13 protein-coding genes are annotated in these 15,168 nt (G+C 47.8%); 2 read left to right on the top strand and 11 right to left on the bottom strand.

Annotated features, from left to right (window positions below; genetic code table 11):
- Window positions 1-8: 8 nt before the first annotated feature.
- Window positions 9-1,502 carry a hypothetical protein gene (locus AB1611_04785; GenBank protein MEW6378904.1) on the bottom strand — a complete coding sequence of 498 codons (1,494 nt, stop codon included), beginning with the start codon at window positions 1,500-1,502 and terminating at the stop codon, window positions 9-11.
- A gap of 350 nt (window positions 1,503-1,852) precedes the next feature.
- Between AB1611_04785 and AB1611_04780 the strand changes: the two genes are divergently transcribed.
- Complete coding sequence (locus AB1611_04780) at window positions 1,853-2,788, top strand: polysaccharide deacetylase family protein (protein ID MEW6378903.1); 936 nt, start codon at window positions 1,853-1,855, stop codon at window positions 2,786-2,788.
- A gap of 251 nt (window positions 2,789-3,039) precedes the next feature.
- On the opposite strand, the gene AB1611_04775 is transcribed toward AB1611_04780, so the two are convergent.
- The 3 genes from AB1611_04775 to AB1611_04765 all read right to left on the bottom strand — a co-directional run bounded on the left by AB1611_04775 (window position 3,040) and on the right by AB1611_04765 (window position 6,818).
- On the bottom strand, window positions 3,040-3,918 hold the full coding sequence (locus AB1611_04775) for a hypothetical protein (GenBank protein ID MEW6378902.1): 879 nt from the start codon (window positions 3,916-3,918) through the stop codon (window positions 3,040-3,042).
- A 658-nt stretch (window positions 3,919-4,576) separates the two neighbouring features.
- Window positions 4,577-5,773: a gephyrin-like molybdotransferase Glp gene (gene glp / locus AB1611_04770; GenBank protein ID MEW6378901.1), complete on the bottom strand. Its 1,197-nt coding sequence runs from the start codon at window positions 5,771-5,773 to the stop codon at window positions 4,577-4,579.
- 1 nt (window position 5,774) lies between these two features.
- Complete coding sequence (locus tag AB1611_04765) at window positions 5,775-6,818, bottom strand: molybdenum cofactor guanylyltransferase (protein MEW6378900.1); 1,044 nt, start codon at window positions 6,816-6,818, stop codon at window positions 5,775-5,777.
- A gap of 235 nt (window positions 6,819-7,053) precedes the next feature.
- Between AB1611_04765 and moaA the strand changes: the two genes are divergently transcribed.
- On the top strand, window positions 7,054-8,052 hold the full coding sequence (gene moaA, locus AB1611_04760; protein MEW6378899.1) for a GTP 3',8-cyclase MoaA: 999 nt from the start codon (window positions 7,054-7,056) through the stop codon (window positions 8,050-8,052).
- 107 nt (window positions 8,053-8,159) lie between these two features.
- Here moaA and AB1611_04755 read toward each other — a convergent pair whose 3' ends face one another.
- The 7 genes from AB1611_04755 to AB1611_04725 form a co-directional block, all read right to left on the bottom strand.
- A complete protein-coding gene (locus tag AB1611_04755; protein ID MEW6378898.1) occupies window positions 8,160-8,396 on the bottom strand; it encodes a DUF433 domain-containing protein in 237 nt (78 codons plus the stop codon).
- Between the two features lie 102 nt (window positions 8,397-8,498).
- Entirely contained in the window at window positions 8,499-9,575 is a 1,077-nt protein-coding gene (locus AB1611_04750; protein ID MEW6378897.1) for an ABC transporter ATP-binding protein, read from the bottom strand.
- Window positions 9,576-9,632: 57 nt separating this feature from the next.
- Complete coding sequence (gene modB, locus AB1611_04745; GenBank protein MEW6378896.1) at window positions 9,633-10,319, bottom strand: molybdate ABC transporter permease subunit; 687 nt, start codon at window positions 10,317-10,319, stop codon at window positions 9,633-9,635.
- 46 nt (window positions 10,320-10,365) lie between these two features.
- Window positions 10,366-11,130, bottom strand: coding sequence for a molybdate ABC transporter substrate-binding protein (modA, locus tag AB1611_04740; protein ID MEW6378895.1), 765 nt, complete (start codon window positions 11,128-11,130; stop codon window positions 10,366-10,368).
- A 33-nt stretch (window positions 11,131-11,163) separates the two neighbouring features.
- Window positions 11,164-11,670, bottom strand: coding sequence for an NADH-quinone oxidoreductase subunit NuoE (gene nuoE / locus AB1611_04735; GenBank protein ID MEW6378894.1), 507 nt, complete (start codon window positions 11,668-11,670; stop codon window positions 11,164-11,166).
- A 48-nt stretch (window positions 11,671-11,718) separates the two neighbouring features.
- Window positions 11,719-14,454: a formate dehydrogenase subunit alpha gene (gene fdhF / locus AB1611_04730; GenBank protein ID MEW6378893.1), complete on the bottom strand. Its 2,736-nt coding sequence runs from the start codon at window positions 14,452-14,454 to the stop codon at window positions 11,719-11,721.
- Between the two features lie 33 nt (window positions 14,455-14,487).
- A complete protein-coding gene (locus AB1611_04725) occupies window positions 14,488-15,051 on the bottom strand; it encodes a formylmethanofuran dehydrogenase subunit E family protein (protein ID MEW6378892.1) in 564 nt (187 codons plus the stop codon).
- Between the last annotated feature and the right edge of the window lie 117 nt (window positions 15,052-15,168).

Raw genomic sequence — 15,168 nt, 5'->3', positions numbered from 1 at the left:
CTCCTTCCTTATCTCAGAGAACCGGCAGAGTTTTGGTCCGGTTCCAAGGGTCCGGGGGAGCCGTAGTCGTGCTCCCTCGGATTATGATCCGCCGGTGCATTTGATGATGCGCCCGGCTCATCCGGATAGTGGTCCGGCTTTCGTAATGACTGGCCCGCTTCCCTTGGGTATCGGTCCCGCTCCCTGAGATATCGACCGGGGCTGTTCGGACTGGAGCGATAATAGATGAGAAGGTCAAAAGAGTATGTCAGTGATGCCTCAACAGACCAGCGGATGGCCTTCTCCCCAAATTCGGTAAACGGCTTTCCTCCCGCGAATGTACCTTGCAATCCGACACTCAGGTTGAGCGGTGAATCGTACCGGAACTGCGGGCAAAGGCAATAGCTTTGGTCCTGAAGGTTCCAGACTCCGGCCAGGGAAGAGGTGAGATGCTTAATCCACAAGAACCCTCTTTTCAGTATCTCGGTATAGGCATATACCTGCATCAGGTCAGGGCGATGGTAGTATTTCCGGGTCAGGGTCATCAGTCGCCTTGCCAGAGCCTCGTTATTACCTCCCTTCGTTTGGCTGTCGGTTATCCTGTGCAGGTACTGATAGTAGCTGCGCATCTCCTCCGGGGTAAATCCTGCTTTGTTGCGGTAGTATTCTCCAGTCCAGCGGACAGTTCCCCCCTCATACTGAAGCCCCCACAGAGAGTAGATGGCCGGAAAGCTGATTTCCCACAGATCTCCGGACTGGTCGAGAAAGATTTTCTCATTGTTCGGGATCATGCCAAAATCCCCATAGAATTCCCAACGGGGACGGAGTTGCCGGGAAAAACTGAAGCCATAACGCTCCGGACGGCTTTTCCCTTTCAGGGTTACAAAATCAATCTCCGTATTCCAGAACAGGAGGGAAAGCTTTCCTGCCAGGTTCCAGTTCTTCGGCTGGCCGAATTCTTCGTTGACCCTTTCCTGGACAGGAAAAATCAGGGTAGTAAAGGTTAATTCCTGGAGAGGATCAGGCCCCGGAGGGTATTTTTGTCCATACTCGAAGCCGCCAAAGACCAGTCCGTCATGAGAGGGGTCGGAATCGAGAGGGTCGTGAGGAGAATCGATAAAAGCCTGAGGATTCCATGCACGGGCTTTTCCCCAGGAGAAAACCTTTTGACCCGCAGACAAGCGAAGCTCGGAATGCAATGGCCAGGTGATGCAGGCTTCCTCAACCTCGCTTTTCTTCTCCGTCTCTGAACTATTTGTTTGAGCAAAGCTCTTGATCTTCCAGGATAAGTGAGATTTCCCCAATTCCCGGCTTCCCCAAATCCACATTTGTATCTGGTCAGTCGGATCACTTCTATCTTCCGGATAATGGTGCTCCAATAGGGATATCCCGGCATCTTCGTTCTTACCCGAGAGGAAATGACTATAGTGAATCTGTCCGGCCAAATCAAAAGCCTTGCGAATGGTCTCTTCACTTTGGGGGCGCAAACCGGCGTCCTGCTGATTGAAGGGCTCTTGAGCCATTGCCCCCTTCTCTCCCGGAGAGTGCAACGGAAATGAAAGGAAATGGAGGAAAAAGAGGAGCATCACGAATCGCTTTCTCCTCATGGAAAGCTATCCCTATCCTTTTCACGGAGGCCATATCCCCCTTAGTTATTGAAATTTTTCTTCAGACCCGAGTTAAGATAAAAATGCCGTGCCCTCTTTTACTGTTTTCGGTTGATTTATCCCTCTCCTTCCGGTTATTTTTTTATCAGGCAGTTGTGCACGGAATTTTTTTCAAGGATCATCATTGTCAGTTTTCGATTTTTAGGGTAGAATTCGTTCTCGACTGTTTTGAAAAGTCCAGGTGAAAGCTGAAAAGGAAAAGTTCTATGTCGGAGATCTGCAGCAAAATACTTCTGATAGTGGGTTCTATCTCTGTGCTTCTTATCTTTCTCTACCTCCTGGACACATTTCGGGAGGAATTCAGGAAAGATCGAATCCTTACTTTGTGTTATCAGCGCCCTTCTTCGCTCCTGACCCGGGGGATATCAAAGTCCGGAGTAATCTACCTGAGCTTCAGTATCCGTTTCGAGGAACAGATAGGCTACCTCTTCAATCACGGCTACCAGGCTATCTCCATCCATGATCTGCTTGCCTGCCAGGAGAAAAAGCAAAAATTGCCCTCCAAACCGCTCCTGATTATTCTGGACAATGCATATCTGAGTAATTATCTTCACCTCTATCCAATTATCAGAAAGTATGATTTCCCAGCCGCCATGCTGGTTACTCCAGACCCCAAATCGGAAGTCTTTGCACCGCTCAGGGGAATTGACCTGCCTCTCACCAACCGGCAGTTAAGCGAAATGTCTCAGGGTAACATCCTGATCGGCTCTCATGGGCTGTCCGTGCGTCCTTTCTCAAAACTCTCCGAAGAGGAACTTATGAGGGAAATCTGTGAATCGAAAAGGTTGATTGAGGATATCATCGATGGAAAAGTTGAATACCTGGCCATCCCGGCCAATGACTTTCTCGATAAAAGGACACAAACACTGGCTCAGAATGCAGGCTATAAGGCAGTCCTTGGGAACCATGTTGGTACCAACAACCGGCGTAACAATCCATTTAACCTGAGGAAACTTACCATTAAAGAGGATATGGATCTTTCGGAATTTATAAAATTCATCAGTCCGGTTTCCATCTTTCGCAAGAGGATTCTTTTCGACATCAAAACAAGCCCGATAACAATAAAAAATCTCCTGAAATCGTTCCGGCGAAAAAAACAGGTTGATCCTAAGACCTCAGCAAACGGAGAGTTGAATGGATAGGGATACTGACCGGAGCAGATACAAGAAATGCTCCTGGTTTCCCTGAGCCGGTGACCAGGAGCATATCAGGTAAGTCATAGAGAGGGGATTGAGTAAGCTTGACTTACAAATATAATAAAAAAATACCTTTCGGCCATTCAATCGCTTTATTTTTCACTGCTCTAGCGAAATCACTTTTTCCCTGAAGCCCGAATTGAGGGCACGTTATAAGGTCGTTTGGCCTTCCTGTCTCCTTGGAAGGCATCATATTACTAGATAACAGTTGGAGCAGCTACTGTCGGAGCGATAACGGTCGGCGCAACAACGGTCGGTGGAGGAAGGACCGGAGCAACAGCAGTAGGCGCAACAACGGTCGGTGGAGGAAGGACCGGAGCAACAGCAGTAGGCGCAACAACGGTCGGTGGAGGAAGGACCGGAGCAACAGCAGTAGGCGCAACAGCGGTCGGTGGAGGAAGGACCGGAACAACAGCAGTAGGCGCAACAACGGTCGGTGGAGGAAGGACCGGAACAACAGCAGTAGGCGCAACAGCGGTCGGGACAACAGGAAGAGGTGGAACGATAGGCATAACCGCGGCAAAACCAGTCAGGCTGAAGGGCATAACCGCAGGGGTGGAGAAAGCAGTCATCAGGCCGATTGGAGTTGTTGGGAGGAAAGGCATAATTCCCGGTGTAGATGGAGTGGGAGGAACGAAGGTCATGAGCCCTGGTGTTGTGGTAGGCCCGATAGTAGCCTTCCCAAACCAGCCAGCTAATCCTCCGCCAACGACGGGAGAAACAGGTGGTTTGCCATAATAGCCGAACCCGCCGAATGTCGGCACAGTCGGCATCAGGGTGGTGCCTGTAGTTGACCAGCTTGGAGCAGTCGGGAAACCAATGGGTACAACCGGCATGAAGGTAGCGGCTGATGTGCCTAATCCACCAAAGGTAGGCAGAGTCGGCATCAGGAAAGGACTTACGGTGGGTGTAGTTGTCGGTGCGGTTGTCCCCGGCGCGGGAGGAGTAATGGTCATGATCGGGCTGAAGGTGGTCATTGGCAGCTGAGCCTGCGCACCGGAGAAGATCAGCAGACTGAAGAACAGGAATAAGCTGCAAGTTACTAACAATATCTTAAGATTAGATGGCTTTTTCATAAAAATCCCCCTTAACCTGTTGAATGAAGAACAATTCAATCTTAGTGAAAAGTCAAGCTTGCTTTCCCCCTCTTATTCCTTCTTGCGGCTAATTTCCACTCCTTTCTTTTCATACTTACGTAATATAACTGATTTAAAACCCTGCTCTTATCCTCACAAGCTGAAAAAACGTCCTTGTCGAGTAACACTCCTCAGCCCCCAAAATATAAAAAGTCTGGGACACACGTTTCTCTCAGATGAGCTGGGTTCTTTGAGAAATGATGAACCTTTTTACAGGTTCATCGAATGGCACCTAACAAAGGGATAGTAAACTCTTTTAACATCCTGAAGGTAAGAAATTCAATGCTCCTCTGTCCTGGTTTTTCTCGATGAATCATGGGGGCAGTAACTTTTTGAAAAGTACGGTCAGATCCGTATAGGTATCAGGTAATGGACTCATTATATCAAATTCAGGTTTAGTTACAAGCTAAAAATTTCTGAATAAAAGTTAATACTGAAAAATAAGTTTTCAGTGAGATATGCCTCACCAGCTCCGGTATATAAAAACCATAAACCTATCCATCTATCAGACGGGAACTGTTTTCTGATCCTTACGCCTTAAGGGGACCTTCAACCGTCTGCCAGCAGTCGAAAACGGGCAAAAAAGATGAGGCAAGGTTCAAGAGCTTATCAGCAGCACTGAAACCTCGCTCCCCTCCTTGATTTCTGCGACTCCGATAGGCAGGGCAATTATCCCATGAGCCCCGGTATAGGCATGGATATGGGCAGAGCCGTGGTAGTCGACGCGCTCAACCAGCCCGTCAGAGGCCAGGGAAACAGGGATATATTCCATTCTATCCACTTTTTTCCGCTTGAGGCTCTTTCTGAGCCTGGCCGTAATCCGCAGCCGCTGATCGGAACTCCCCATCAGCCTGAAAAGAAAAGGTCTGACCAGAACTTCGAATAAAACAAAGGTTGAAACAGGATTCCCCGGTAAGCCGAAGAAATACTTACCTCCCCGGCTACTGTCAAGGGTGCCGAAAACAACCGGTTTGCCGGGCTTTACCGCCACCTTTCTGAATTTAATCTCAACCTTGTTATGCTCTAAAATTTCAGGCACAAAATCGAAATCTCCCATTGATACACCGCCGGACAGCAGAACGACATCGGATTCTGCCAATGCCTGTTTGATCATCCGGTCAATGGTCTCAGGATTATCTTCGGCTATGCCGAAGTAGTGCGGCAGGCATCCTGCCCGCTCTACCTGGGCGCAGAGCTGATAACTGTTGCTGTTTCTGATCTGGACAGGGTTGGGTTTTTGCGTGGGCTCAACCAGCTCACAACCTGTGGCTAAAACCCCTACTACCGGCCTTCGGACAACCGGAACAGGATCACACCCGACCGAAGCCAGGTCCGCGATTTCGGCGGGGGTTATCCGGGTTCCCCGCTTCAATACGGTATCCCCCTGCTGAATGTCTTCTGCTCTGCGGCTGATGTTCGGCGGCCCATCTTTTTTCATCACCCGGATAAATCCATCCTCTTCCTCCCGGGTGTGTTCAACCATGACCACACAATCGGCCCCTTCGGGAATCATGGCCCCGGTCATGATTTTCGAGCATTCTCCCTGGCTGATTGCCAGGCGGGGCTGATACCCCGCCGGTATGGTTTCAATTACTTTCAATGGCCTGTCAAGGTCAGCAACACGGCAGGCATAGCCGTCCATAGCCGATTTGTCAAAGGGCGGCATATCCATGTCAGAAGTGATATCTGCGGCCAGGATTCTTCCCAATGCCCTGGTCAGGCTGACCTCTTCACTATCCAATGGGGCTGATGCACATGAGAGCACTATCTGCAAGGCATCATCAAAGTAAATCATTTTATTCATCCCCCTCTCTTTTTTCGTTAATAAAGCACTGATAATCATGAGGTGTGTTCAGGTTTGCATACCAGCGGCAGTCTGCAATTTCCACCACTTTCGTCTTACCCAGAGGAAACAATTCGCCAATCCTCCTTTGATTGCGATCCAGAAGAGTTTTGGCTGTCCTGGTCACTTCTCTGGTGTAAACGGCAAAAAGCGGCTCAAATTCCTGCGGCTTGAATGACGGAACGGCAATGTCATACCGGCATGAGCAGGAAAGAAGCTTCCTCATGAGAGGCAGGTCGATGGTGGGAATGTCGCAGGCAATAACGAAATTCACCCGGCTTGATGAAGCCGAAAGACCTGAGTATATCCCCATCAGCGGCCCCTGTCCGGGCTTGAGGTCGATCACGGTAACCACGTTATTGGCATCAGGAATCAGCGGTTCCCCTTTTTTCGAGACCGAAATGATAATTTCATCAAAAAGCGGCTGCAAAGTATCATAGATATGCCGGATCATGCTTTTCCCGGCTATGCTGAGCAGGGCCTTGTTTTTGCCCATCCGTGAGCTTGCTCCCCCGGCCATGATGATGGCGCTGACAGGCTCCGGATTCGCTCCAGCCAGAAAGCACAGCTCGTGCATCTTGTCCAGGGGAACCTCCAGCCTGCGGGAAAAAGCCGCTGCCTGCTCTCCGGTCACCTTCTGTCCGCGGACGATATCCGCCTTTTGCCTGGCCAAGGCGGCGGATGGCTTTTCATGCATCGGCAAGTCCCTTTGAGATATGGGTGTTACCCGCTGTCCGTCCAAAAAGATGCAAAGGTCAGGATCAATCTCGGCCAGGATATGGTTGCTTTCAATGACTAAAAAGTCTGCCCCCCTGTGATCGGCCTCCACATCCCGGAAAGGGGTGCCGAAAGGATACAGAATGTCCAAAGAATCCTCTTTTTTCACCCCGGTGCCGATTTTGACAAATACAGCTCCGGGCAGGGCATCACAGACTGCTTTGGCCAGTGTGGTTTTGCCAATGTTAGAGCAGGCACCTGAAATCACAATGGTTTTCACTGGTTGTCCTCACCTCCTGAAAGTGGTTCCAACTTGAAAATCTCGCGCAGCTTGCCAATATTTTTTACCATAGAGCCTGGAGAAAGCAAACAAAAATATTAAAAATATCTGCCGCCACTGTGGAAGGGTGCCAGAGAGGATGGTATACTATAGAATATTGCCGCCCATAGGCTTTTCGCACGGGAAATCCATGACCTGTTATTTTAATCAGGGGAAGATATAGCAAGGGAAGGATATGTTAGACTTACATCAGCGCCAGATCAACTACATCCGCCTGTCCATCACCGATAAGTGCAACCTCAAATGCATCTACTGCCAGCCATCCGGGAAGCTCCGTCAGCCTGAGCGGTCGCAGATTCTCTCCTATGAGGAAATCGTGCGGTTGGTTCAGGTGGCGGTCACCTGTGGAATCGCCAAGGTTCGCCTCACCGGAGGCGAGCCGCTGATTCGAAAAGATGTGGTCAATCTGGTGGGGTCTATCGCCCGGCTGGATGGAGTCAGGGATATCGCCCTGACCACCAATGGGGTACTGCTGAACCAGATGGCCTCTGATCTCTACGAGGCTGGCCTGCGCAGGATAAATATCAGTCTGGATTCTTTAAACAGAAAAAAGTATCAGGATATCACCGGCCAGGACTGGCTGCCTCAGGTCTTACAGGGGATACAAAAGGCCAGGGAAGCCGGTTTCGCTCCCATAAAGATCAATACAGTTATAATCAGGGGCATCAACGACGATGATATCCTGGACCTTGCCAAATTGAGCCTTACCTATCCTTTCCACATCCGGTTCATCGAATTCATGCCCATCGGCAACAGCCAGCTCTGGCAGGAGCGGCACTATTTCCCCTGCCAGGAAATAAAAGAAGTCATCGAAGCCTACCGCCCTCTTGTCACCCCGCCTCCTTCCTCCTCGGCATTCAAGCCGGAATATGGTCTGGCCCGGCTCTTTCAATTTGAAGGTGCCCCCGGCAAGATCGGCTTCATCAGTCCCCTGAGCAATCATTTCTGCTCAACCTGCAACCGGATCAGGATAACGGCGGATGGAAAACTGAGAAGCTGCCTGTTTTCCGATCAGGAGATTGACATCAAAGCAGCCCTGCGGTCGGGAGGAAGTGACGAGGACCTGCGGCAGCTTTTTATCCAGGGAATTGAAAACAAGCCGGTAAAAGGGCCTGACCACAGCCAGCTCTCATCGATGAAGTGCAGCCGATTCATGAACAGTATCGGCGGGTAGGTTGAGTGGAGGTTAATTTTCTGTGCCATGAAGGTCACGAACATCATGTCCCATTTCACGCAGGGCACGAACAGTCATAAGAGGTATATTCTCATCCGCAAAGATCCTCATAAGTTGCCTACCAGCCCATCGAGGGGTGTTACCTGCTCTTCGGCTAATGAGGCAACATAGTCAAAACAAGCAAGGATATCATCACCTTTCAGTGATGGATATTCTTGGAGGAGTTCCTCAATGGTATCTCCATTAGCCAACATCCGCATGATCTGATGGACAGGGATGCATGTTCCTTTGATACATGCCTGGCCGTGGCAAACTTTGGGATTAATTACGATACGCTCGTACATAGGTCACCTCCCCAAATTCCCCTCTTTAATCATAATGGAAAGGGATTGATGGGTCAAGAGACAGAGTAAAAAACCATTTCCAAGTTCGACGTTTTTTCTCCGTTACTCCATGTTCATTCCCTTGACTGTTTCTATAAGATAGACCATGTTTTCGTTAATCGTTATAGTCGCTTTTTCCCCTTTAACCAGCCCCATATTCATAAAATCCTCAACTCCCATTTTCAACTCAATGTCATAGCCGTCATTTTCCGGGTTGTAACTCCTGCCCTCAAGCCTGAAAAAGACATCGTATGATGCAGCATTTCTCATGAAGTCCACCACGGATCCGGCAATCACATTTATCCGTTTATTCTCATATGTTCGAGGGCTCTCAATTGATGCCCCATCGGCTACACACGAAATATGCTCAGGTCTGATGCAACAAATTACTTTATCTCCTGTTTTCAGCCTATTGGCCATATTCTTTACCGAAGCGAACAAGGTAATTTTTTCCGTCAGTATCTCAGCCATTCCATCCTGTATACCCAATACTTCTCCATCCAGGATGTTTTTCGTGCCGACAAGTCTGGCCGATACTCTGTTTTTGGGCATCAGGAAAATTTCTTCCGGTGTCCCTTCCTGTTCAACGCGGCCTTCGTTGTATAAAACGATCCAATCGGCCAGGCGGAGGAGTTCATCCATGTCATGGGTCACCAGTATTATCGGTATATTGAAATATTCTCTTAATATGCGGATACTTTGGTACATCTTTATCTTGACCGCATAGTCGAGAGAATTAAACGGCTCATCAAGAAGTAAAAGCTTTGGACCTCTGATAACAGCCCGTGCAATAGCCGTTCTTTGCTGCTGCCCTCCCGATATTTGATGTGGATATCTATTTTCCAGGGAGTCCAGTCTAAAAATTTTCAGGATATCTCCGATTCTCTCTTTCTTATTATTCTCCGTGCCGGACAGACCGTAGAGAATGTTTTGATAAACTGTCATGTGCGGAAAGAGCGTATTATTTTGGAAAACAAAACCTATATCCCGTTTTTGTGGAGGGATGTCGATACGCCTCTCTGAATCGAAAAATGTTGTATTATTAAGACCTATATAACCGGAATCAGGCTTAATCAATCCAGCGATTGTCTTCAGGGTAAGAGACTTGCCGGAACCGGTGTAGCCAAACAAACAGGTTATGTTACCTTTCGTTGACCAGGATGCCGTTAAATGAAAGTCCTGGAGTTTTTTTTTACGTTAACTTTTAATATGCTGCAGGACACCTTTTTCCTCCATTCCGTTAACGATAAATGTAGCCGCGAAAGACATGATAGTCAAAATCGCCACTCCGAAATGGAGCCTCCGGTTTTCCGAAGCATAAAAGGCAGAATAGATCGCAATCGGCATGGTCGTGGTTTTCCCCGGAATATTGCCTGCTACCATTATCGTTGCTCCGAATTCTCCTAATGCCCGGCAAAAGGCCAACACAATACCGGCAATAATTCCCTTTTTCGCCAGGGGAAGGGTCACCTTGAATATCGTATCAAGCTTGGATTTACCGAGTGTATATGAGGCGTTCTCAAATTCTGGATCTACGGTTGCTATCGCGGCTTTCGAAGCCCGCACCATCAAGGGCATTGATACTACTTGTGCTGCCAATGCTGCCGCATACCAGGTAAAGACAATCGATACATGAAACATATCGTATACGATACGCCCGATGAATCCATTCCTCCCTACTAAAACCAGCAGATAGAATCCTACCACAGTCGGAGGAAGCACTAGAGGCAGCGTGATAAGTGCTTCTAACAGCGTTTTCCCAAAGAATTTCTTTTTTGCAAGAATGTAAGCGACTGGAATACCGATGATGACATTGAGGGCCGTTGCTACAATCGCTACTTTCAGCGATAATGCCAATGCAAATAAATCATTTGTCTCAATCATGTACTTTTTTCCCCAGCCGGGGGACTACAGCATCTGTTTCTCCTCATCAGGGAAGTATGAATCCATATCTTTTTAAAATAGCGGAGGCGGTCTCTGAGGCAATAAAATCGGTAAACAATCTGGCGGTGCCCTCTTCTTTCGTCCCCTTGATTACTGCCATTGGGTATTCTATTTTCTCATGAGATTTGGCATCCAGAGCCAGAACAGTCAAAGCAGGATCTTTAACAGTCAGGGCATCGGTTGTAAAAACGATACCGGCATCCACCTCTTTTCTTACGACATAGTCAAGAACCTGCCTGACATTTTCGGCAAAAATAATCTTGTTCTTCACCTTGTCGTACATTTTGTAGTGTTCGAGGGCCTCTTGTGCATATTTACCTGCCGGGACAGTACCTGGGTCACCGATAGTTAATTTTTCAAATCCATCTTGTGCTAGGTCATCTATGGCTTTGATTTTATGGTAAGAAATAATAACCAGCGAATTTCGGGCAAATGTCCACCGGGTAGTATTGATGATAAGCCCTTTCTTCTCAAGAGAATTGAGCTCGTTCACCGATGCACTGGCAAATACATCCGCCTGCGCTCCCTGCTCTATTTGCTTTTGAAGTTGACCGGAAGAGCCGAAGTTCAAAAGAATTTTGTCCTGGGGATATTTTTTTTCAAAATCCCGCGCAATTTCCGTGAAAGCATCTTTCAGGCTCATGGCCGCAGAAACCAGAATTTGTGCAGCCCACAGGTTGCTGGCGGTTACCGTGAGCACCACAACTATCAAAAGGACCATACATAAGGCATGGTTTGTGTGGTCATCCATATGGCTTTCCTCTACTCGCTATGGAATATGGAATCAATTTTCCACTAGCTGGTTTAAAATCTCGTTCACCTTCTGGGCTGTCAGTTTGCCATGATACTCATCGTTAATCATCATCACCGGAGCCAAAGCACAAGCCCCTAAACAGGAAACGGTCTCCAGGGAAAATTTCAAATCCTCGGTGGTTTCCCCATCCGTAATTTTCAGTCTGTTTTGAATGGCCTGGAGTACGTCTTTGTTGCCTTTTACGTGACACGCTGTCCCCTTACAGACTTTGATGGTATATTTCCCCTTCGGAGTAGTGGAAAAATATGAGTAAAATGTGACAACACCCATAACGATACTCAGCGGGGTTTTCAATCCTGAAGAGATATCATATAATATTTCTGTTGGAAGATAGCCGAACATTCGTTGAGCATGACTCAAAACCGTAATCAGAGAACCTGGTATATTCTCATACCTGTTTATTATATTTAATAAATCTTCTCTCTTTTGATCATCGGTCACAATGGTATTTTGATATGCAGGAGTAATACCACTCATATCGATCTCCCTTTCATTAACCTGTAAAAGTATACACTTACGTTTATCTTATGGCCGCGCCTGTCTTTCCCGCTTGATTTCCAAAGGAGCGCTTGAAATTTTAGCAATCTTAACAGCACATGCCTTAAACTCCGCGGTTTCAGTAACCGGGTCGTATGCATCTATAGTTAACATATTGGCACATGCCTCGAAGAAATGGAAGGACATCCACAAAACCCCTCGTGGCGAGCGATTCGTCACCCAGGCTCTGGTCTTGACAGCCCCCCTCCGTGAACATACCTCAACATAATCACCTGTTTGCAGCCCTAATCCCCTGGCATCTGCAAAGCTGATCTCGATATATTCTTCACCGAAAATATCATTGAAGCCTTTGGCATTTCTGGTCTGGGTGGTATGGTAATGCCATAACCGCCGGCCCGTAGACAAGATGAAGGGGTATTCTTCATCAGGCTGCTCTGCCTGTGGTCTCCATTCCGCAGGAGAAAAAAGCCCTTTCCCGCGGGAAAACTTGTCTTTGTGCAAAATTGGGGTACCCGGATGATCTATCGACGGACATGGCCATTGGATCCCTACCTCTTCACACCGCTCCCAGGTTATGCCGTGAATGATTGTGCCCAGTCTGCGCGCCTCCTCCCAAACCGAGTTGCTTGAACTGAATCCCATATCGTACCCAAGCCTTTTGGCAAGCTCGTTGACAATCCACCAGAGCTCCCGCTGGTTCTTATGCGGCTTCAGGAATGGCCTTACCCTCTGGACCCTTCGCTCGGAGTTGGTATACGTCCCCTCTTCCTCGGCCCAACTGGTACACGGGAAAATAACATCGGCATAGGGTGTGGTCTGATTAAAAAATATGTCCGCCACAATGAAAAAGTCCACTGCATCCAGACACTTCCTTGTATGGCCCATATGTGGTTCGGTCATTACCAGATTTTCGCCGTAACAGAAAAAGGCCCTGATCGAGCCATCAAGGCAGCTTGTGAGCATGGTCGGTAATTTCAGCCCGACTTTATCTGACAGTCCTTCCCTGTTCCAGGCTTTTTCAAATTTGGCCTTGCTCTGGGGATCGGTCACGCTTTGATAGCTATGGTAAACATTGGGGAGAGCCCCCATATCACAGGCACCCTGCACGTTGTTTTGCCCGCGCAGGGGATTGACGCCGCTTGCATACTTACCCAGGTTTCCCAACAGCATCTGCAGGTTGGCGCAAGTCTTGACATTATCGGTGCCGCTAGTGTGCTCGGTAATTCCCAGCGTATAGCAGAGGGTCATGGGTTTATTGGTACTGATTATCCTGGCCACTTCATACATAAGTTCGACTGACAGGCCGCAAATTTTCGCCACCTTCTCAGGAGGATAATTATTGATAACCTGTTTCATTTCCTCCCAATTCTCGCAGCGCTCTTGAATAAATTCCGCATCGTACCATCCATTTCTGACAATGATGTTCATAAGACCGTTTAAATAGGCAACATCGGTCCCGATCTTATGCTGGACATGGATAGTGGCAAAGTTACAAAGATCTATCTTGCGGGGATCATTCACAATTAAAATGGCACCCTTTTTTACTGCCTGTTTCATATAATAGGAAATAACCGGATGTGCCTCGGTGGTGTTCGTGCCGATAGCAAAGATAACTTTTGCATCCCGGATTTCCTGTATTGAATTGGTCATTGCACCTGACCCGAATGTAGTTGCCAGACCGGCAACAGTCGGGGCGTGTCAGGTACGGGCGCAGTGATCGATATTGTTCGTACCGATCACCGCGCGGGTAAATTTCATCATGGCGTAATTATTTTCGTTGGTACTTCGGGCACAACTGACTGCAGCATAAGAATCAGGACCGTATTTTTCTCGTATTTCCCTGAGCCTCGCGGCAGTATAATCCAGAGCTTCATCCCAGCTTACTTCAACCTGTTTCCCATCTTTCTTGATGGAGGGGCTCTTTATTCTGTTCTCACTGAGAGGGAAATCGTAGGCAAATCTTCCCTTCACACACAGCATTCCATCGTTTGGCTCGACATACCTTCCGGTGACTCTGACCGGCTTGTTTTCTCTTTCGTTGACATGGACGGTCAACTGACAGCCGACCCCGCAGTAAGGGCAGGTTGTGTTCACCTTTTTCAACTCCCACGACCGTCCCATTCCCACTCTTTTTTTCTCATATAAAGCACCTACCGGGCAGGCCTGAATGCACTCTCCGCAGGCAACACAGCCGCTCTCATGCAAAAGACAGTCATCCGAAACTATGTCGGTTGCAAACCCACGGCTATTTCTGAACAGTATGCCATGCCCTCCCCTGTTATGGCAGGCTACGACACATCGATTGCATAAAATGCATTTCGAGCTGTCGCGAACAATAAAGGGGCTCGAATCATCAATAGCCCTTTCCCTTTTGGCACCGGTATATCTCAAATTGGTATTATTAACGCCATACTGGTAGGCCAATTCCTGAAGCTCGCACTCTCCATTTGCCTCACAGGTTATGCAGTCATGGTTTCCTTCCGAAAGCAAAAGTTCCAAAGCGAATTTTCTTGTTTTGAGAACCTTCTCCGTTGAGGTGTTGACAACCATATTCTGAATAACCGGGGTAGAGCAGGAGGCAACGAGTTTTACTCCCCCCAAAACATTGGCTTCCACAAGACATACCCTGCACGCAGCTTCAGGCAACTGACCTTGAAAATGACACAGAGTGGGGATATGGATATTTACACTCCGGGCGGCAGAAAGAATGGTATCGCCGTTTTCAGCCCATACTTCTTGACCATCAATTGTCAGCTTTATCATACTATATTCCTTATCCTCCTTCTATCTTCACTCTTATGAGACTTTCAGGTAATAGGTTGATCCTTCGCGACAGCTTATACATTCATTACTCCCTTCACTCAGAAAAGGGTATCCGCATCGTGCACAGAGACTTACCCTGGCACGTTCCTTCTTCTTTATCTCGACCTGAACATATTCGTGGGAAAATATTTCCTTTTTGAATACTAACAGTTCCTTGTTCACTTCTTCATGTGAATCTTTGTCGACTTCTCGAAAAAACCATTTATATGTTATTGATTCTTTGGGTAATTTTTTTACATCGAGGTAAACCCTGACCCCTTTTTTACTTTTTTTATCATAGAGCGTGATGGCAAATATCCCCCAATCGTAGACTTTCAGCCAACCATTCCCTAACGTGCAGGAGGTCATTACCTGAACGGCATCTGCAATACACTTTTTCGATTCCACTACAGCGTCTATCATCCGGGCATCATCGCTAAGCTTCTCATAGGCAAGCTCCACCATATAAGCACCTATGAGCAGGCCAGGAACGAGCGCTCCATGAAATTTCTCAAGTTTTGCCATGAGCTCACTATCAACCTTTCGAATATAGTCCATATTTGTCTCCTCTATTCCCAGGCGGGGGAGTAATACGCTGCTGAATGTCAATTCGGTATATTGCCATATATTAGCTTAGAGTGCCTCATGATATCAAGAAAATTATAACCTAAAATT

This window comes from bacterium, assembly GCA_040755755.1.
Classification (GTDB): Bacteria; SZUA-182; SZUA-182; order DTGQ01; family DTGQ01; genus DTGQ01.
This window is presented reverse-complemented; position numbering and strand designations above follow the sequence as displayed.

What these genes read in the sequence shown, in the direction of transcription:
- AB1611_04785 (MEW6378904.1), bottom strand. Translation starts at nt 1,502, where the DNA reads ATGGCTCAAGAGCCCTTCAATCAGCAGGACGCCGGTTTGCGCCCCCAA.
- AB1611_04780 (MEW6378903.1), top strand. Translation starts at nt 1,853, where the DNA reads ATGTCGGAGATCTGCAGCAAAATACTTCTGATAGTGGGTTCTATCTCT.
- AB1611_04775 (MEW6378902.1), bottom strand. Translation starts at nt 3,918, where the DNA reads ATGAAAAAGCCATCTAATCTTAAGATATTGTTAGTAACTTGCAGCTTA.
- glp (MEW6378901.1), bottom strand. Translation starts at nt 5,773, where the DNA reads ATGATTTACTTTGATGATGCCTTGCAGATAGTGCTCTCATGTGCATCA.
- moaA (MEW6378899.1), top strand. Translation starts at nt 7,054, where the DNA reads ATGTTAGACTTACATCAGCGCCAGATCAACTACATCCGCCTGTCCATC.
- AB1611_04755 (MEW6378898.1), bottom strand. Translation starts at nt 8,396, where the DNA reads ATGTACGAGCGTATCGTAATTAATCCCAAAGTTTGCCACGGCCAGGCA.
- modB (MEW6378896.1), bottom strand. Translation starts at nt 10,319, where the DNA reads ATGATTGAGACAAATGATTTATTTGCATTGGCATTATCGCTGAAAGTA.
- modA (MEW6378895.1), bottom strand. Translation starts at nt 11,130, where the DNA reads ATGGATGACCACACAAACCATGCCTTATGTATGGTCCTTTTGATAGTT.
- nuoE (MEW6378894.1), bottom strand. Translation starts at nt 11,670, where the DNA reads ATGAGTGGTATTACTCCTGCATATCAAAATACCATTGTGACCGATGAT.
- AB1611_04725 (MEW6378892.1), bottom strand. Translation starts at nt 15,051, where the DNA reads ATGGACTATATTCGAAAGGTTGATAGTGAGCTCATGGCAAAACTTGAG.